Source organism: Paragemmobacter ruber (assembly GCF_009908315.1).
GTDB classification, from domain to species: Bacteria; Pseudomonadota; Alphaproteobacteria; order Rhodobacterales; family Rhodobacteraceae; genus Paragemmobacter; species Paragemmobacter ruber.
This window is the reverse complement of record NZ_JAAATW010000004.1, coordinates 12822-29747: the sequence shown is the minus strand read 5'-3', so window position 1 is coordinate 29747 and position 16926 is coordinate 12822. Positions and strand designations below refer to the sequence as shown.

At 65.8% G+C, this 16926-nt stretch carries 15 protein-coding genes; 14 read left to right on the top strand and 1 reads right to left on the bottom strand.

The genetic code is table 11. From position 1 onward, the window contains the following. The first annotated feature begins 19 nt into the window (after positions 1 to 19). The 6 genes from GU920_RS16195 to GU920_RS16170 all read left to right on the top strand — a co-directional run bounded on the left by GU920_RS16195 (position 20) and on the right by GU920_RS16170 (position 6762). Positions 20 to 1552: a sugar ABC transporter ATP-binding protein gene (locus GU920_RS16195; RefSeq protein ID WP_201744200.1), complete on the top strand. Its 1533-nt coding sequence runs from the start codon at positions 20 to 22 to the stop codon at positions 1550 to 1552. Then, positions 1549 to 2601, top strand: coding sequence for an ABC transporter permease (locus tag GU920_RS16190; protein WP_161768163.1), 1053 nt, complete (start codon positions 1549 to 1551; stop codon positions 2599 to 2601). The genes GU920_RS16195 and GU920_RS16190 overlap by 4 nt, the downstream gene beginning before the upstream one ends. Then, the gene (gene yjfF, locus GU920_RS16185) at positions 2598 to 3557 is read left to right on the top strand and encodes a galactofuranose ABC transporter, permease protein YjfF (RefSeq protein ID WP_161768162.1); all 960 of its coding nucleotides are present in this window, start codon (positions 2598 to 2600) and stop codon (positions 3555 to 3557) included. The genes GU920_RS16190 and yjfF overlap by 4 nt, the downstream gene beginning before the upstream one ends. Positions 3558 to 3575: 18 nt before the next feature. After that, complete coding sequence (locus tag GU920_RS16180) at positions 3576 to 4313, top strand: FadR/GntR family transcriptional regulator (protein WP_161768161.1); 738 nt, start codon at positions 3576 to 3578, stop codon at positions 4311 to 4313. 147 nt (positions 4314 to 4460) lie between these two features. Next, positions 4461 to 5516 (top strand): sugar phosphate isomerase/epimerase family protein, encoded by a 1056-nt coding sequence (locus tag GU920_RS16175; RefSeq protein WP_161768160.1) that lies wholly within the window; start codon positions 4461 to 4463, stop codon positions 5514 to 5516. 85 nt (positions 5517 to 5601) lie between these two features. Beyond that, positions 5602 to 6762 (top strand): Gfo/Idh/MocA family protein, encoded by a 1161-nt coding sequence (locus GU920_RS16170; RefSeq protein WP_235933359.1) that lies wholly within the window; start codon positions 5602 to 5604, stop codon positions 6760 to 6762. Positions 6763 to 7145: 383 nt separating this feature from the next. Here GU920_RS16170 and GU920_RS16165 read toward each other — a convergent pair whose 3' ends face one another. Further along, a complete protein-coding gene (locus tag GU920_RS16165) occupies positions 7146 to 8048 on the bottom strand; it encodes a LysR family transcriptional regulator (RefSeq protein ID WP_161768159.1) in 903 nt (300 codons plus the stop codon). Positions 8049 to 8139: 91 nt separating this feature from the next. Here GU920_RS16165 and GU920_RS16160 point away from each other — a divergent pair, with 91 nt between their 5' ends. The 8 genes from GU920_RS16160 to GU920_RS16125 all read left to right on the top strand — a co-directional run bounded on the left by GU920_RS16160 (position 8140) and on the right by GU920_RS16125 (position 16921). Beyond that, a complete protein-coding gene (locus GU920_RS16160; RefSeq protein ID WP_161768158.1) occupies positions 8140 to 9141 on the top strand; it encodes an Ldh family oxidoreductase in 1002 nt (333 codons plus the stop codon). Positions 9142 to 9239: 98 nt separating this feature from the next. After that, a complete protein-coding gene (locus tag GU920_RS16155) occupies positions 9240 to 10247 on the top strand; it encodes a glycine betaine ABC transporter substrate-binding protein (protein ID WP_161768157.1) in 1008 nt (335 codons plus the stop codon). A gap of 67 nt (positions 10248 to 10314) precedes the next feature. Further along, positions 10315 to 11190: an ABC transporter permease gene (locus GU920_RS16150; RefSeq protein ID WP_161768156.1), complete on the top strand. Its 876-nt coding sequence runs from the start codon at positions 10315 to 10317 to the stop codon at positions 11188 to 11190. Further along, the gene (locus GU920_RS16145; protein ID WP_161768155.1) at positions 11190 to 12215 is read left to right on the top strand and encodes a quaternary amine ABC transporter ATP-binding protein; all 1026 of its coding nucleotides are present in this window, start codon (positions 11190 to 11192) and stop codon (positions 12213 to 12215) included. Before GU920_RS16150 ends, GU920_RS16145 begins: the two co-directional genes overlap by 1 nt. Further along, positions 12215 to 13666, top strand: coding sequence for an aldehyde dehydrogenase family protein (locus GU920_RS16140; protein WP_161768394.1), 1452 nt, complete (start codon positions 12215 to 12217; stop codon positions 13664 to 13666). The genes GU920_RS16145 and GU920_RS16140 overlap by 1 nt, the downstream gene beginning before the upstream one ends. Next, complete coding sequence (locus GU920_RS16135; protein ID WP_161768154.1) at positions 13663 to 14673, top strand: membrane dipeptidase; 1011 nt, start codon at positions 13663 to 13665, stop codon at positions 14671 to 14673. Before GU920_RS16140 ends, GU920_RS16135 begins: the two co-directional genes overlap by 4 nt. Further along, positions 14670 to 16334 carry a hypothetical protein gene (locus GU920_RS16130; RefSeq protein WP_161768153.1) on the top strand — a complete coding sequence of 555 codons (1665 nt, stop codon included), beginning with the start codon at positions 14670 to 14672 and terminating at the stop codon, positions 16332 to 16334. The genes GU920_RS16135 and GU920_RS16130 overlap by 4 nt, the downstream gene beginning before the upstream one ends. After that, positions 16334 to 16921 carry a DUF3726 domain-containing protein gene (locus GU920_RS16125; protein WP_161768152.1) on the top strand — a complete coding sequence of 196 codons (588 nt, stop codon included), beginning with the start codon at positions 16334 to 16336 and terminating at the stop codon, positions 16919 to 16921. Before GU920_RS16130 ends, GU920_RS16125 begins: the two co-directional genes overlap by 1 nt. The last annotated feature ends 5 nt before the right edge of the window (positions 16922 to 16926 follow it).

Here is a 16926-nt window from a genome sequence, read left to right as displayed (position 1 = left end):
GGGAAGCGAGGGGGCTGGCATGGCCGAGGAGATGGCGGCGCCGGGCGGAAGGCCGGTGCTCGAGGCGCAGGGGATCGTGAAGATCTTTGGCCAGCACCGGGCGCTGGATGGCGTCGATTTCACGGCCCATGCGGGAGAGGTTCATGCCCTGCTGGGAGAGAACGGCGCGGGCAAATCGACACTGATCAAGATCCTGACCGGGGCCTATCAGCCCGATGAGGGCGAGTTGCGGCTGGACGGGACGCCGATCCAACTGCGCAACCCGCTGCACGGGCAGAGCTTTGGCATCGGAACGGTGTATCAGGAGGTGAACCTGCTGCCCAACCGTTCGGTGGCGGAAAACCTGTTCCTTGGCCGCCAACCCACGCGTTTCGGCCTTGTGGACCGGGCCGGGATCGTGCGGCGGGCGCGCGAACTGCTGGCGCGGTACGGGCTGGATATCGACGTGCGGGCGGAGCTTTCGGAGTTTTCGGTCGCGGTGCAGCAGATCGTGGCGATTGCCCGGGCGGTGGAACTGTCGGGCAAGGTGCTGGTGCTGGACGAACCCACGGCCAGCCTTGACCGCAACGAGGTGGAACGGCTGTTCGACGTGGTGCGCGGGCTGCGGGCGGATGGGCTTGCCATCATCTTCATCACCCATTTTCTGGATCAGGTCTTTGCGCTGGCCGACCGGGTGACGATCCTGCGCAATGGCACGCGGGTGGCGACGCAACCCTTGGCGGCGCTGAACACCACGGATGTGGTGCGGATGATGTTGGGCAAGGACATGGCCTTTGAGCATCACCCTTCGGCGCTGGCGGGCGGGCCGCGCGGTGCGGTGCGGGTGGAGTTCAAGGGGATCGGACGCAAGGGGATGCCGCCCTTCGATCTGGCCATCCATGAGGGCGAGGTCGTGGGGGTGGCGGGGCTGCTCGGATCGGGACGGACCGAGGTGGCGCGGCTGATGTTCGGCGTGGATGCGGCCGAGGGCGGCGAGGTGCGGGTGGATGGTGAGGCGGTTTCGGTGCGCAATCCGGCGCAGGCGGTGGCCGCGGGTTTCGGCTTTTGTCCCGAGGATCGCAAGCTGGACGGCATCTTTGGCGATCTGTCGGTGCGCGAGAACATCATCATCGCGCTGCAGGCAAAGCTGGGCTGGTTCCGGGCGCTGAACCACGAGGATCAGATCGAACTGGCCGGGCGTTATGCCGAAGCGCTGGATATCCGGGCGGCAAGCCATGACATGCCGGTGAAGCTTCTGTCCGGGGGGAACCAGCAGAAGGTGATCCTTGCGCGCTGGCTGGCGATTGATCCGACGTTCCTGATCCTGGACGAGCCAACGCGGGGCATCGACGTGGGCGCCCATGCCGAAATCGTGCGGACAATCAACCGCCTGCGCGAGGAGGGGCTGGCGCTGTTCGTGATCTCGTCCGAACTGGATGAGGTGGTGGCCTATTCGAACCGGGTGGTGGTGATGCGCGACCGCGAGATGGTGGCGGAACTGGAGGGCGATGCGATCGCCCCGGAGGCGATTGTCGAGGCGATTGCAGGCACGACACGGGAGGCACGGGCATGACGCGGCCGACGATTGATCTGCGCCCGACGACGCAGCCGCCCTATCCGCGCGCGCGGCCGATCCATGCCTTCTTCACCCGTCCGCAGGTCATCGCGCTGATAGCCGTGCTGCTGGTGAACTGGATGCTGTTTCCCGGTTTCTTCACCATCACATGGCAGGACGGGCGGCTGTTCGGCAGCCTGATCGACGTGCTGAACCGGGGCGCCCCCGTGGCCATTCTGGCCATCGGGATGACGGCGGTGATCGCGACCAAGGGGGTGGATCTGTCGGTGGGCGCCGTGATGGCGATTTCCGGCGCGGTGGCGGCGACATTGGTGAGTTCCGGCGTGTCCGCCCCGGTTGCAGTGGCGGCGGCGCTGGGGGCCGGGCTTCTGTGCGGGCTGTGGAACGGGATTCTGGTGACGGTGCTGGACATCCAGCCGATCATCGCGACGCTGGTCCTGATGGTGGCGGGGCGCGGGCTGGCGCAGCTTGTCACCGAAGGGTCGATCGTCACCTTTTCGGACCCGGTGCTGGTGTTCATCGGGACGGGGTCGATCCTTGGCCTGCCCACGCCGGTGGTCATTGCGCTGCTGCTGATGATCGCGGCCACGCTGGCGGTGCGGCGCACCGCGCTTGGCCTGCTGATCGAGGCCGTGGGGGTGAACCGGTCGGCGGCGCGATTTGCCGGGCTGTCTGCCGGGGCGCTGCTGCTGATCGTCTATACCTTCGCCGGGTTCTGCGCGGCGGTGGCCGGGCTGATCGTGGCAGGCGACATCCGGGGGGCGGATGCCAATAATGCGGGCCTGTGGCTGGAACTGGATGCCATCCTTGCGGTGGTGATCGGGGGCACATCCCTGCTGGGGGGGCGGTTCTCCATTCCCATGGCGGTGCTGGGCGCGATCATCATTCAGGCGATGAACACCGGCATCCTGATTTCGGGCTTTTCGCCCGAGTTCAATCTGGTGGTGAAGTCTGCCGTGATCATCGTGATCCTTGTCCTGCAATCGCCATTGTCGGCGCGGATGTTCCGTGGCCGGTCGGGCGGCAATTCCGGAAAAGCGAAATGAACCGTAGCCTGCGCCCGCTTCTGGCGACCGCCCTGATCTTCCTGTTCGCCTATCTGATGGCGGTGGGCCAGCATCCGGGGATGCTGTCCACCCGGGTGGTGGGGAATTTCCTGACCGACAATGCCTTTCTGGGGATCGCGGCGGTGGGGATGACCTTTGTCATCCTGTCCGGCGGGATCGACCTTTCGGTGGGGGCGGTGATCGGGTTTACCACGGTGCTGATCGCCGTCTTGATCATGTGGGTGGGTCTGCACCCGCTGGCGGCCTTTGCGGTGGCGCTGGCCGTGGCGGCGCTGTTCGGGGCGGTGATGGGGGCGGCGATCCATTACCTGCGGGTGCCCAGTTTCATCGTGACGCTGGCAGGGATGTTCCTTGCGCGGGGCGGCGCATCGGTCCTGTCGCCCGACAGCATCGGGATCGAGCATGACTTCTACACCGCCGTGTCGCGCAGCTACATCCTGATGCCGGGCGGTGGGCGGCTTACGGTGATCGGGATGATCATGCTGGCGGTCTTTGCTCTGGCCATCCTTCTGGCACATCGGACGCGGTTCGGATCGAACATCTATGCGCTGGGGGGATCGGAAACCTCGGCCGCGCTGATGGGTGTGCCGGTGGCGCGCACGACGATCGCGATCTATGCGCTGTCATCGGCGCTGGCGGGTTTGGCGGGGGTGGTGTTTTCGCTTTACACATCGGCGGGGTATTCGCTGAACGCGCTGGGGGTTGAACTGGATGCCATCGCAGCGGTGGTCATCGGGGGCACGCTGCTGACGGGCGGATACGGGTTCGTGGCGGGCACGTTCATCGGCGTGATGCTGCAAGGCTTGGTGCAGACCTACATCGTGTTCGATGGAACGCTGTCGAGTTGGTGGACCAAGATTGTGGTCGGTGTGCTTTTGTTTATGTTCATCGTGCTGCAGCGGCTGGTCTTCCGGGCCGGGCCGCGAAGAACCTGATCCCTTGGACCGAGAAAGATGAGCGAACCCGGGAGCCTGATCCGAACGCTCTCTGGGCGGCAAGCGGCGCGGAACTTCCATTCTTATGTGATCAACGAGGTCGGGCGGGCCATCGTGGCCGGAGAGATGCCCGTGGGATCAAGCCTGCCCGGCGATGCCGAGATGATGGACCGCTTCGGCGTGTCGCGCACCGTGCTGCGCGAGGCGCTGAAGACGCTGGAGGCGAAGGGGCTGGTGGAGGCGCGGGCCAAGGTGGGGACGCGGGTGCTGCCGCAGTCGCGGTGGAACATGTTCGACCGGCAGGTGCTGACCTGGAAGCTGGAAAGCGGGCCGACGGAGGGGTTCCTTGCCGCCTTCGACGTGATCCGTGAAAGCCTTGAGGTGCAGGCGGCGCGGCTGGCGGCGCGCAACCGCGAGGCCGAGCAGATCCGGCTCATGCAGTACTGGAAGAACCAGCTTTCGGTGCAGTCGCATCAACCCGAACCCTTTGCGCTTGCGCTGTTCGAGATCCATCGACTGGTGGCCGAGGCGTCGGGCAATCCCTTTCTGCGGGCCGCCACGTCCGTGATCGAATTCGGGGTGGCCGTGGCGGTGCTGGCGCGGCTGGATGGTGATGGCAACGCGCCGCGCGAGGGTTTGGCAGGTGCGGTGGCGACCGAGTACGACGCCCTGGTGGGCGCCGTTGATCACGGCGACGAAGAGGCGGCGGCGAAGCGGATGCTGTCTATCTTGCAAGGACGAAGCGGACGCGCCTGAGGGCGGCAATTGCGAGGTGGACAGGATACATGGGATCGGCCAGCATATCGGAACCGTGACGGACAGATGGGGAGGAGCAGGGCAGGTTGGCCCCTGCAGAGGGATCAAGGTCCGCACCAAGCGGGCCGAAAAGGGAGGAGGGATCAGATGAAAACGATGAAGGGCCCGGCGCTGTTTCTGGCGCAGTTTGCGGGCGATGCTGCGCCGTTCAATTCGTGGCGGTCGATCACCGCTTGGGCGGCGGATTGCGGCTATGTGGGCGTGCAAGTGCCAAGCTGGGATGCGCGGCTGTTTGATCTGGAGAAGGCTGCGACGTCGAAGGATTACTGCGACACATTCAAGGGCGAGGCGGCCGAGAACGGCATCGCCGTGACCGAGCTTTCCACCCATCTGCAGGGCCAGCTTGTGGCCGTGCATCCGGCCTATGACACGGCCTTTGACGGCTTTGCCGCCCCTGCCGTGCGGGGCAATCCCAAGGCGCGTGCAGAATGGGCCGTGGATCAGGTGAAGAAGGCGCTGAGCGCGTCACGCAACCTTGGCCTGTCGGCCCATGCGACGTTTTCCGGCGCGCTGGCGTGGCCTTTCGTCTATCCGTGGCCGCAGCGCCCGGCGGGGCTGGTGGAAGAGGCCTTTGACGAATTGGCGCGGCGCTGGCTGCCGATCCTGAACCATGCCGAGGAATGCGGGGTGGATGTCTGCTATGAGATCCACCCGGGCGAGGATCTGCATGACGGCATCAGCTTTGAGATGTTCCTTGATCGGGTAAAGGGTCACGGCCGCGCCAACATGCTGTATGATCCCAGCCATTATGTGCTGCAGCATCTGGATTATCTGGACCACATCGACATCTATCACGACCGGATCCGCATGTTCCATGTGAAGGATGCCGAGTTGAACCCGACGGGGCGGCAGGGGGTTTATGGCGGTTTCCAATCCTGGGTGAACCGGGCGGGGCGGTTCCGCAGTCCGGGTGACGGACAGGTGGATTTCGGCGGCATCTTTTCAAAGCTGACCCAATACGGCTTTGACGGCTGGGCCGTGGTGGAATGGGAATGTTGCCTGAAGCACCCCGAAGACGGCGCTCGGGAAGGGGCGGCCTTTGTCGCGGCCCATATCATTCGCGTGACGGAAAAGGCCTTTGACGATTTCGCCGATGCCGGAACGGACCGCGCCGCGAACCGCCGGATGCTCGGCCTGGAATGAAGCGGCTGGAATGAGCGGGCGGGCCGGGGTGCGCCCGCGGCCCGCCATACGGTCTTGGACAAAAATCAATAAGCGAGGTGCTTTCATGCCCATTGATGCCGCACATACCGCCCGCCCGGAGCGCCTGCGCCTCGGGATGGTTGGGGGGGGCCGGGACGCGTTCATCGGTGCCGTTCACCGCATCGCGGCCCGGATCGACGACCAGTACGAACTTGTGGCTGGCGCGTTCTCGGCCGATCCAGAGAAGGCGCTGGCTTCGGCCGCCGATCTGGGGGTGGCGCGGGCCTATACGAGCTTTGCCGACATGGCCGCGCGCGAGGCGCGGCGGAAGGACGGGATTGACGCGGTGGCCATCGTCACGCCGAACCACATGCACGCCCCGGTGGCGATGCAGTTCCTGCGGCGGGGTATCCATGTGATCTGTGACAAGCCGCTTACGGCAACTTTGCCCGAAGCAAAGCGGCTGGCCAAGGCGGCGGAGGCGTCGGGCGTGGTCTTTGCGCTGACGCATAATTACACGGGCTATCCGATGGTGCGGCAGGCCAAGGCCATGGTGGCGGCGGGCGAGCTGGGCGAGATCCGCGTGGTGCATGTGGAATACCTGCAGGACTGGCTGACCGAGGCGGTGACCAACAAGCAGGCCGAATGGCGCACCGATCCGGCGCGGTCGGGGGTGGGCGGATCGACGGGCGATATCGGCACCCACGCCTTCAACCTTGCGAATTTCGTGACCGGGCTTTCGCTGGAGGCACTGGCGGCGGACCTAAGTGCGTTCGTTCCGGGGCGGCGGGTGGATGACAACGGCCATGTGCTGATGCGGTTCCGGGGCGGGGCGAAAGGCACGCTCATGTGCAGCCAGGTGGCGCCAGGCAACGAGAACGGGCTGCGGCTGCGGGTTTACGGATCGAAGGGCGGTCTGGAATGGGCGCAGGAAGACCCGAACTATCTGTGGTTCACGCCATTCGGACAACCCAAGCGGCTGATCACGCGGGGCGGGGCCGGTTCGGGGCCGGAGGCGGGCCGGGTCAGCCGTGTGCCGCCGGGCCACCCGGAAGGGTATCTGGAAGGTTTCGCCACGATCTACACCGAAGCGGCGCGCGCGATCCGCGCGGCCAAGTCGGGCACGCCCCTGCCGGAGGGGACCACTTTCCCCGGCCTGCGGGAGGGGCTGGAGGGCGTGGCCTTCGTCGATGCCTGTGCCCGGTCCTCGGCGCGCAATGGGGCTTGGGTAGGGTTGAACCTCTGACGGTGTAGCACAGGGCGGGGCCGCGCGACGGCATGTTCACGACGCGGCTGCCGCCGTGCTTTGGATTGGCCGCGTTGACGGGGAATTTGCGTCAACCCGAACCATCCTGACCGCGCGGCGCCAAACCCGGATAAATGGATCATCGCGGTCGGGATGACTTGCGTCATCCTGCTGCGCGGCGCCGACCAGGAGGTCGGGTTGGCGGCGGGAAGGTGCATCGCGGCCCTGGGGAAGTGAGTGCGCTTCTTTCGCCATAGCCGGGCTGTGCCGTTCGCTGGTGCTGCGGCGCCCCGACCGCGACCGGAATGACGTGCCGGATCGTTGGCGGTGCTGCAATGGTCAACGCGGCCGGAGGGACGTGGTGCTGCGCGGCGAAGCCCGGTTCACCCCATGGCTTCGAGCCCAAGGCTGCGTGTTGTCTGCCTCGCGGCAAGCACGAAGTCCTGCAGGAACCGCTGGGCGACGGGGCTGTGGACGCGGCCCGCCCGCCAGAGCAGGCTGACCGTGCGCAGGCAGGCCGGATCGCGCAGGGACCGGGCGGTCAGCGCGGCGGGCAGATTGACCGTGGCCAGTGCGGGCAGAAGCGTGACGCCCATGCCCGATTGCACCATGGCGATCAGGGATGCCACGTTGCGCACCGAAAAGCGCGCCTCTCGGACGAGTGCCTGAAACCCGTCTGACGGCAGGCCGCGGGCCGCCTCGTTCACGATGAGGGATTGGCCTTTCAGATCATCCCAGTCGAGCACCGGCCCCTTGGCGGCAAGCAGGCTGTCCGTGCGACAGACCAGAAGGAAGGGATCGCGGAAAACGGGCCGCGTGGCGATGCCGGGCTGATCGGCCGAAAACCCGGCTATGCCGAGATCGACCTGCCCCGTCTCGACCAGAAGGCGGACATCGGTGCTGTCGGTATCGACCAGTTCGACATCAAGATCGGGACGGGTGGAAATGAATTCCTGCAGGAAGGCGGGCAGCAGCATCGTCGCCACCGATGGGACAGAGGCGATGCGCAAGCGCCCGCTGCGCGCCTTGGACTGCGCGTCGATCCGCTCCATCGCGCGGTCGTAGTCGCGCAACAGGACAACGGCCTGATCGTAGAGGAAGCGCCCCATGTCGGTGAGGCTGGACTTGCGATCGGTTTCGAACAGCGGGCATCCCAGCCGGTCTTCGATCTGTTTCAGCGTCATGGACAGGGCCGAAGGCGTACGAAACAGCCGTTCCGAGGCATCCTTGATGTTGCCGTGATCGGCCACTTCGACAAAGGCGCGCAAGGCTTCGAGGCGGATCATGTTCAATTTCCCTGAAATCTACCAAAGAAGTACTGCGTTGAGTTGAAGCGAGCAATCGGAATGCTGCGTCAAGGCAGGATGGAGGTTGCGGATGTCGCTGCGGATCGGGCTGGACGAGATAGAGGCTTTGGCCTTGCGGATACTGATCGGCGCCGGGGCGAGCCGGGCGCAGGCGATGCCGGTGGCACGATCCATCCGTCTGGCCGAGCGGGACGGTGTGCGGTCGCATGGATTGATGTATCTGCCGATCTATGCCGAGCATCTGGCCTGCGGCAAGGTGATCGGCAGCGCCGAACCGCAGCTTGCACAGCCGCGACCGGGCGCCGTGACCGTGGATGCGGCGCATGGCTTTGCCCATCCAGCCGTCGATCTGGGCCTGCCCGTGTTGATCGAGGCCGCGCGCACCTGCGGCATCGCGGCGATGACGCTGCACCGGTCGTATAACTGCGGCATCCTTGGCCATCACGCGGAGCGGATCGCCGAGGCGGGGTTGGTCGGTCTTTGCTTTACGCATGCGCCGGCCTCGATCGCGCCACCGGGCGGGCGGGTGCCTGTGATCGGGACCAATCCCTTTGCGCTGGCGGTTCCGGACGGTGTTGGCGGGGCGCGGTTCGTGCTGGATCAATCCGCCAGTGTCGTGGCGAAGTCAGAGGTGATCCTGCGGGCAAGGCGGGGCGAGGCGATCCCCGAAGGTTGGGCCCTTGACGCCGACGGTGCGCCGACGACGGACCCGGACAAAGCGCTTAAAGGGTCGATGTTGCCAGCGGGTGGGACGAAGGGTTTCGGCATGGGGTTGCTGGTGGAGGTTCTGGCATCAGCGCTGGCCGGGGCGGTGGCCAGTCGGGAGGCCAGCCCGTTTTCCGGGCCGGTCGGTGGGCCGCCGGGGACGGGGCAATGCTTCATCGCGCTGGATCCAGCCGCCTTTGCCGCGGGTTTCACCGACCGCATGGCCGGCCTCGTTGCCGCGATCGAGGCGCAACCGGGCGCGCGGCTGCCCGGGGCGCGGCGGCAGGCCGCGCGGGCGCGCACGATGCGGGACGGTGTCGAGGTGGATGGCGATCTCGCGCAGCGCCTTGGGGTTCAGCAAAACTGAAATCAATCTCATTCGTTGTCGTTTGATTGAAGTTCAACCCTGCCGGACACTGCCGCCACAAGGGGCATGGAAAGCCCTGCCTAACAGAGAGGTTCGCGATGACACGGAAGATAGGTTTCCCCGCGCTGGCCGCACTTGCCGTTGCGGGAATGACGCAGGCCCAGCCCGCCGCCGCACAGGATTGCGGCACGGCCGGAACGATTACAGTGGCCGAAATGACATGGCTTTCGGCGGCCACGCTGGCGCATGTGGCGCAGAAGATCATGGCGGCAGGCTATGGCTGCGATGCGCAGCTGGTTCCCGGGGACACGGTGCCGACGGCGACGTCGATGCTGACCCGGTCAGAGCCGACGGTGGCGCCCGAACTGTGGGTGTCTACCGTGCAGGCGCAATGGGACGAGATGCAGGCGAAGGGAAATGTCTACAAGGCGTCCGATGTCTTTGCGGGCGGGGGTCAGGATGGGCTGTGGGTGCCGGATTACGTGCTGGAGCAGAACCCGCAGATCAAGACCATCGAGGATCTGGCTGCAAACTGGCAGATCTTCGAAGACAACCAGAGCCCTGGCAAGGGACGGCTGTACAACGGGCCGCCCGGCTGGGCGAGCGAAGTCATCATCACCAACTATTACAAGGCGCTGGGGCTTGAGGACGAGTTCGAACTTTTCTCGCCGGGTTCGGGGGAAAACCTGAAGGCGTCCATCGCACGGGCGGTGGCGCAGCAGGAACCCTGGGTTGGCTATTACTGGGGGCCGTCGGATGTGGTCGGGAAGTTCAACCTTGTCCGCCTCGGGATGCCCGAGAGTGACCGGGAAAAATTCACCTGCCTGACCGATGCCAACTGTGCCGATCCGCAAGTCACCGGCTGGGCCGCGGGAGAGGTGGCGGTGGCGGTGGTGTCGGATCTGAAGACGCAGGCACCGGCGGTGGCGGAGTTCCTGTCGAAGATGCAGGTCCCGAATGACGAGATCAGCACCGTCCTCGCCTGGGGGGATGACAACGGGGCCACGGCTGAGGAGGTCGCCGAACATTTCCTGGCGGAATACGAGGCGATCTGGAGCGCGTGGGTCCCCGCCGAGGTGGCAGCGAAGGTGAAGGCCAGCCTCTGAGCAGCGCCAGCGCGTGCCGCCCCCCGTTGGTGGAGCGGGCGGCACGTCATTTTGAAGGACGACAGCCATGACCTCCGGCTTCCCGGAACTTTGGGATACGCGCAGCTTTGGCCGCGCCCTCGACGCCGCCTTCAACGGTATCGTCGCCAACTGGGGCGAGACGCTGGAAATCATTTTCATGCCCGTGTTGCGGGCCATCACCGGGCTGGAGCGGGGCCTGCAATTCCTGCCCTGGTGGGTGGTGGTTGCGCTGTTCTGCGCCGCGACCTGGGGGGCAGGCCGAAAGGTGGTGCCGGTAATCGTTGTCGCCGCCCTGCTGGTGTTGCTGGGCCTTCTGGGCGTTTGGAACGACGCGATGGCGACAGTTGCGCTGATGTTGGCTGCAACCGTCCTGTCGGTGCTGATCGGCGTGCCTTTGGGGATCGCCATGTCGCGATCCGACCGGGTGCGGGGTGGCATGTTGCCCGTGCTCGACATCATGCAGACCATGCCGATCTTCGTCTATCTGATCCCGTTCGTCATGCTGTTCGGCCCCGGCAAGATCCCGGCCCTGCTGGCGACCATCGTCTTTGCCATTCCGCCTGTCATCCGGCTGACCGACCTGGGCATCCGGCAGGTGGATGCCGAGATCGTGGAGGCGGCGCGCGCCTTCGGCGCCTCACCGCGCCAGCAGTTGTGGACGGTGCAGGTGCCGCTGGCCATGCCGACGATCATGGCCGGAATCAACCAGACCACGATGATGGCGCTGTCCATGGTGGTGATCGCGTCGATGATCGGGGCGGGGGGGCTGGGCTATCAGGTGCTGCAGGGCATCCAACGCCTTGAGGTGAGCCGGGGTCTGATCGCGGGGCTGGGGATCGTCTTGCTGGCGATCATCTTTGACCGCATCGCACAAAGCTATGGCCGCCGCGTGCAGGCGAACCTGCATCGGGAGGGGAAGTGATGCGCCCGGTGAAGATCAGGGTCGAAAACGTATCAAAGGTCTTTGGCCGTGATCCGGCAGGCGCCTTGGCAAAGGTGCGGGCGGGAATGGACAAGGGGCAACTGAAGGCCGAGACGGACCATGTGCTGGGCCTGCATGACGTCACGCTGGACATCCGGGCGGGCGAGACCTTTGTCATCATGGGACTGTCGGGGTCGGGGAAAAGCACGCTGATCCGTCACTTCAACAGGCTGATCGAGCCGACCGGGGGACGTATCCTGTTCGATGGGGACGATATCCTGAAATACGACGCGGCGCGCCTGCAGGCCTTCCGGCGGCGCAAGGTCGCGATGGTGTTTCAACGTTTCGCGCTGCTGCCGCATCGGACGGTGGCCGAGAATGTGGCCTATGGGCTGTTTCTGGATGGCGTGCCCCGGGCCGAGGCCCTGCGCCGCGCGGGCGAGCAGATTGCGCTGGTGGGTTTGTCGGGGTTCGAGGGCAGCTATCCGGCGCAGCTTTCGGGGGGCATGCAGCAGCGCGTTGGGCTGGCACGCGCGCTGGCCACCGATGCCGAGGTCCTGCTGATGGACGAGGCGTTTTCGGCGCTGGATCCGCTGATCCGCCATGACATGCAGGTGCAGTTGAAGGAACTGCAGGCGCGACTGGGCAAGACCATCGTCTTCATCACCCATGATCTGGACGAGGCCCTGATGCTGGGCGACCACATCGCGATCCTGAAGGACGGCACGCTGCGGCAGGTGGGCACCGGGGCAGAGATCCTTGCCCGCCCGGCTGATGACTATGTGGCGCGCTTTGTGCGCGACGTGAACCGCAGCCGCATCCTTTTGTGCGGCGCCTTTGCCGATGCGGGCCTGAGCACCGCGCCGGATGCGCCGGTGATCGGGGCAGAGGCGACGCTGGAGGCCGCTTTTGCCGCCTTCGCGGGCGGGGCGCCGGTCGTGGCGGTGCGCGATGGTGACGGGCGGATCGCCGGGGCGCTGACACCGCAGCGCGTGATGGAAGCCTTGGCGCGGGGGCAGGGATGATGGACTTGGAAACACGCAACTACATCGCGGGCGACTGGTGCGAGGGGGAGGCGACGGTCGCCAATGTAAACCCGTCGGACCTGTCCGATGTGATCGGCAATTATGCGCAAGGCTCGGCCGCAGACATGGATCGCGCGGTGGCCGCTGCGCGCGACGCGCAGCCGAAATGGGCCGCCGCGGGAATCCAGCGACGGCATGACGCGCTGATGCAGATCGGCACGGAACTGATGGCCCGCGCGGGCGAGATCGGCGCAGTCCTGTCGCGGGAGGAGGGCAAACCTTTCGCCGAGGGGAAAGGCGAGGTCTATCGTGCGGGCCAGTTCTTCACCTGGTTCGCCGCCGAGGCCTTGCGCTGCCACGGCGACCAAGCGGAAAGCGTGCGCCCGGGGATAGAGATCGAGGTTCGGCGCGAACCCGTGGGCGTGGTGGCGATCGTGACACCGTGGAACTTTCCCGTGGCGACGCCCGCGTGGAAGATTGCCCCGGCGCTGGCCTATGGCAATGCCGTGGTGTGGAAACCCGCCAACCTGACCCCGGCCTCGGCCGTGGCGCTGACGCAGGTGATCGCGCGGGCAGGGTTGCCTGCGGGAGCGTTCAACATGGTGCTTGGACCCGGGCGCGCGGTGGGCGATGCGCTGGTGGGCCATCCGGACGTGGCGGCGGTCACCTTCACCGGATCGGTGGAGGTAGGCCAGGGCATCGCCGCCCGCGTGCTGGCAAATCGTGCCAAGCTGCAGATGGAGATGGGGTCGAAGAACCCGATGCTCATCATGGATGACTGCGACATGGAGTTGGCCGTGGCACATGCCTGCAATGCGGCCTTTGGCGGGACGGGGCAGAAATGCACCGCCGCGTCGCGCCTGATCGTGCATCGCAAGGTGCTGGAGGCGTTCACCGCCCGGCTGGTCGCCGCCACAGAAGCCCTGCGGGTGGGCCATGCGCTGGCCGAGGGCACGCAGATCGGCCCTGTGGTGAGCGCGGCACAGCTGGCCGCCAATCTGGACTGGGTGGCGCGGGGCAGGGCGGAAGGGGCAGAGGTTCTAACTGGCGGGGACGCGCTGGAGCGCCCGACGAAAGGCCACTACATGGCGCCCACCATTCTAGCCGGAACCAGCAACAGCATGCAGGTGAACCGCACGGAACTGTTCGCCCCGATCACCTGCATCCTTCCCGCCGACAGCTATGCCGAGGCGCTGGCCATCGCCAATGACACGCCCTTCGGACTGACCGCCGGGATCATGACCCGCAGTCTGGCACGGGCGGCACATTTTCGTGCCAACATGCGTGCGGGCTGTGTCATGGTAAACCTGCCCACGGCGGGAACGGACTATCACGTTCCCTTCGGCGGGCGCGGAATGTCGTCCTTTGGTCCGCGTGAGCAGGGACGCTATGCCGCCGAGTTCTTTACCACGGTCAAGACCGCCTACATGGCGGCAGGGGCGCCGGAATGAGTTACCTGATCGACGGGCTGCAGTATTCGAATTGGTCCGAGGCCATCTTTCACGAACTTCGCGCAGGTGGCGTGGATGCCGTGCATGTGACGCTGGTCTATCACGAGAACTTTCGCGAGACGGTGGCAAACATCGAACGCTGGAACCGCTGGTTCGAGCGCTGGCCGGAACTGATCTTTCAGGGCTTTACCGCCGATGACATCGCAACGGCGCGCGCCAGCGGGCGGACGGCGATCTTTTTCGGGGCGCAGAACCCTTCCTGCATCGAGGATGACATCGGTCTGGTCGAGGTGCTGCACCGGCTCGGGCTGCGGTTCATGCAGTTGAGCTACAACAACCAGTCGCTTCTGGCGACGGGCTGCTATGAGACAGAGGACACCGGCCTCACCCGGATGGGCCGCGAGGTCGTGGCCGAGATGAACCGCGTGGGCATGGTCGTGGACATGAGCCATTCGGGGGAACGCTCAACTCTGGCGGCCGTGGAGCAATCGGCACGGCCTATTGCCATCACCCATGCCAATCCGGCCCTGTGGCACCCCGCACGGCGCAACAAATCGGAAACGGTGATCGGGGCCTTGGCGGAAACGGGGGGGATGCTTGGCTTTTCTCTCTATCCGCACCATCTGGCGGGCGGCTCGGCCTGCCGGATCGAGGACTTCTGCACGATGATCGCCCGTACTGCCGAACGGTTCGGGACGCATTTCATCGGGATCGGCACCGATCTGTGCCAGAACCAGCCTGACAGCGTCGTGGAATGGATGCGGACCGGGCGCTGGACCAAGGCCATCGACTATGGCGAAGGCAGCAAGGACGCGCCGGGCTTTCCCGCGATGCCGGGCTGGTTCCGGGACAATCGCGATTTCAGGAATATCGCTGATGGGTTGCGGGTGGCCGGGTTCTCGACCGCCGAGGTGGAGGCGATCATGGGCGGCAACTGGGCGCGGTTCTTTGGAACGTCCTTTGGGGCGGCCGCAGCGGGGACCGTGGCGAAGAGGGCGGCGGAATGACCATCGCGGAACGCAAGGATACGGAGACGACCATTCCGCTGCGCGATCCTGATTGCGTGATGCGGCTGTTGCGCATGGGATCGGCCCATCCGATGCGGCTGTCCTTCCTGCGTGTTTTGTTGCGGCGGCTGAAGGCGGAAGGCTGGCGTTTCGACCGCCCCCTGTGGGAGGTGGACAGCCGGGGTGTGGGGCGCGCGGTGTATCGCGCACGCGGGCCGGAGCGGACCTATTGTCTGGTCGCATTTGCCCATGACCTGCCCGATGAGATGCGGTCGGACCGCGTGATCGCCACCGCATGGGACGCCACCTTTGCGCTGGTCGATGGCGAACCGACGACCCGCGATCTTGACCGGCTGGCGGCCAATGTCCCCGTGCAAGAGGCAGGTCGCATCAGCGCGCGCGAGCTGTGCCTGAGCCGGGCCAACCGTTCCGTCCGGCTGTTTTCGCATGTCGTTGACCGGCTGGCCGAGGGGCGGCAACCCGACATCGCGGAAATCGACGCGGTGGGCTATCTGATGCGGACGACCGCCGTCTATGGTTCGGGCAAGTTCGGCGCAGCGGACCGGGATCAGATCGCCGATCGGCCAGAGTTGCAGGCGCCCTTCCAGGCCGAGATGCTTTCCGTCTGGCTGATCCGTGCCTTTACGGTGGATATCGCAGAGCATCTGGCGCGGGTGAAAGGCGGAGACCGGGCTGTTCCGCTGGCCCGCGATTTGCGGCGCAGATTGGGTGTTGGCAACTCTACCGGGTTGGGCATGGCGCCTTTCCTTGTCCGCCATCCGCGCCTGTTGAACAACTGGATCACCGTGCGCGAAACCGCGCTGGCGCGCGTGCGCGCGCTGCCCGCGGTTGATCCTTCCGCGCTTGAGGGGTTCTTGGCGGCCCTGGCCAGCGCGACCGAAAACGCCCGGTCCTGGCACAGCGATCATCCGGCGCAAATCGCGAAGCTTTCCCAGTTGCGGGCCGATCTTGCCTGCATCGCGGATCATGTCGCCACGGGCTGGGAGAAAGATGGCCACCGGCCTTGGGATGCGCTGTGGCGGTGGGCCGAGGCGCGATTGTCGATGGAAGGGCAGGAATGTCTGGTGTCCCTCATGCTTGAACCGCAGGGTGCATGGATCGACGATCTGTCGGACCACCTGCATGCCGATGAAGAGGCGGGTTTCGCCATCGACGGAGCGCTGACCGTGGCGCGTCTGCGCGATGTGCTGGCGCGTGACTATGGCTGGGTGGGCAGGTTCGACTTTGACGACCCCGCACAGGTGGCGCGGTTCTGGTATGTGTCGGAAGAAAAGCTGGAACCCCGGCTTGGCAACCGCCACGAAGAAGCCGGACAGGAGCGGGAGCAACCGCTGGGCATCGCGCGGGCCATTCGCGATCTGGCGGCTGCTCTGGAGGGCTGGCCAGAGGACGGGCCCGTCGCGGCCTTCCTGCTGCGTCATCCCGAGCATCGGCATATGGTGCGCCGGATCCAGATGCTGCAGGGTCTTTCCTATGCCGAAATCCGTGACAATGTTCTGGATCATGGCATGCTGCCCATCGACATCCTGCGCTGCAAACTGGCGTTCTTCGGTGCCAACCGGTTTGATCCCCGCTCTGACCGCTGGGTTCGGATCAGCCTGTTTCAGGGGCAGCCCTTTCCTGACGAATTGGCCGGCTGATGGTCGCATCGCTGGACATGGCCCATTCCGAGATCCGCACCCTTGTGACCAAGGCGGCGCGGGGGGCGGGTTTGCCATGGGGTCTGGCGGAGGAGGCGGGATGGGCTGCTGACTGGCTGTCGCGCCGCGCCCTTCCTGCGGCCGATTGGGCAGCGGCATGGCTGGCGGCATGTTGCGAAGGCAGGGGCGATCCCGTCACCTTTGGCGCGGCATTGGCCGACAGCCTGCCAAGCGGGATTGCGGCAGGCAGCACCGTGGCGATACCCGACGGGTTGGCGGGGCCTGGCTATCTCTTGCCGTTTCTGCATCGGGTGGCAGGAACATTTGGCAGCGTGGGGATCACCGATCCCAGCGGGATTGTCGTCAGTGTCGAGGCTTCGGGCCATGTGATGTTTGGCCCGGCTTGGCGTGACACATCCAGAAGCTGGGAAATCGGACCGGCCCGCCCGCTGCGCCAGTGGGCGGACCGCGCAATCGCCGCGGCATCGGTCATCGACTGCCTCGACGGGCTGGCTTTGCGGACGACCGTGCCGCCATCGGCTGCGTCCCGCAACAATGCCGGGGCGGGGACATCCGACAACGACTGATCGGC

Bases quoted from the DNA above. Each gene is read 5' to 3' on its own strand.
- GU920_RS16195 (WP_201744200.1), top strand. From the start codon at position 20: ATGGCCGAGGAGATGGCGGCGCCGGGCGGAAGGCCGGTGCTCGAGGCG.
- GU920_RS16190 (WP_161768163.1), top strand. From the start codon at position 1,549: ATGACGCGGCCGACGATTGATCTGCGCCCGACGACGCAGCCGCCCTAT.
- yjfF (WP_161768162.1), top strand. From the start codon at position 2,598: ATGAACCGTAGCCTGCGCCCGCTTCTGGCGACCGCCCTGATCTTCCTG.
- GU920_RS16180 (WP_161768161.1), top strand. From the start codon at position 3,576: ATGAGCGAACCCGGGAGCCTGATCCGAACGCTCTCTGGGCGGCAAGCG.
- GU920_RS16175 (WP_161768160.1), top strand. From the start codon at position 4,461: ATGAAAACGATGAAGGGCCCGGCGCTGTTTCTGGCGCAGTTTGCGGGC.
- GU920_RS16170 (WP_235933359.1), top strand. From the start codon at position 5,602: ATGCCCATTGATGCCGCACATACCGCCCGCCCGGAGCGCCTGCGCCTC.
- GU920_RS16165 (WP_161768159.1), bottom strand. From the start codon at position 8,048: ATGATCCGCCTCGAAGCCTTGCGCGCCTTTGTCGAAGTGGCCGATCAC.
- GU920_RS16160 (WP_161768158.1), top strand. From the start codon at position 8,140: ATGTCGCTGCGGATCGGGCTGGACGAGATAGAGGCTTTGGCCTTGCGG.
- GU920_RS16155 (WP_161768157.1), top strand. From the start codon at position 9,240: ATGACACGGAAGATAGGTTTCCCCGCGCTGGCCGCACTTGCCGTTGCG.
- GU920_RS16150 (WP_161768156.1), top strand. From the start codon at position 10,315: ATGACCTCCGGCTTCCCGGAACTTTGGGATACGCGCAGCTTTGGCCGC.
- GU920_RS16145 (WP_161768155.1), top strand. From the start codon at position 11,190: ATGCGCCCGGTGAAGATCAGGGTCGAAAACGTATCAAAGGTCTTTGGC.
- GU920_RS16140 (WP_161768394.1), top strand. From the start codon at position 12,215: ATGGACTTGGAAACACGCAACTACATCGCGGGCGACTGGTGCGAGGGG.
- GU920_RS16135 (WP_161768154.1), top strand. From the start codon at position 13,663: ATGAGTTACCTGATCGACGGGCTGCAGTATTCGAATTGGTCCGAGGCC.
- GU920_RS16130 (WP_161768153.1), top strand. From the start codon at position 14,670: ATGACCATCGCGGAACGCAAGGATACGGAGACGACCATTCCGCTGCGC.
- GU920_RS16125 (WP_161768152.1), top strand. From the start codon at position 16,334: ATGGTCGCATCGCTGGACATGGCCCATTCCGAGATCCGCACCCTTGTG.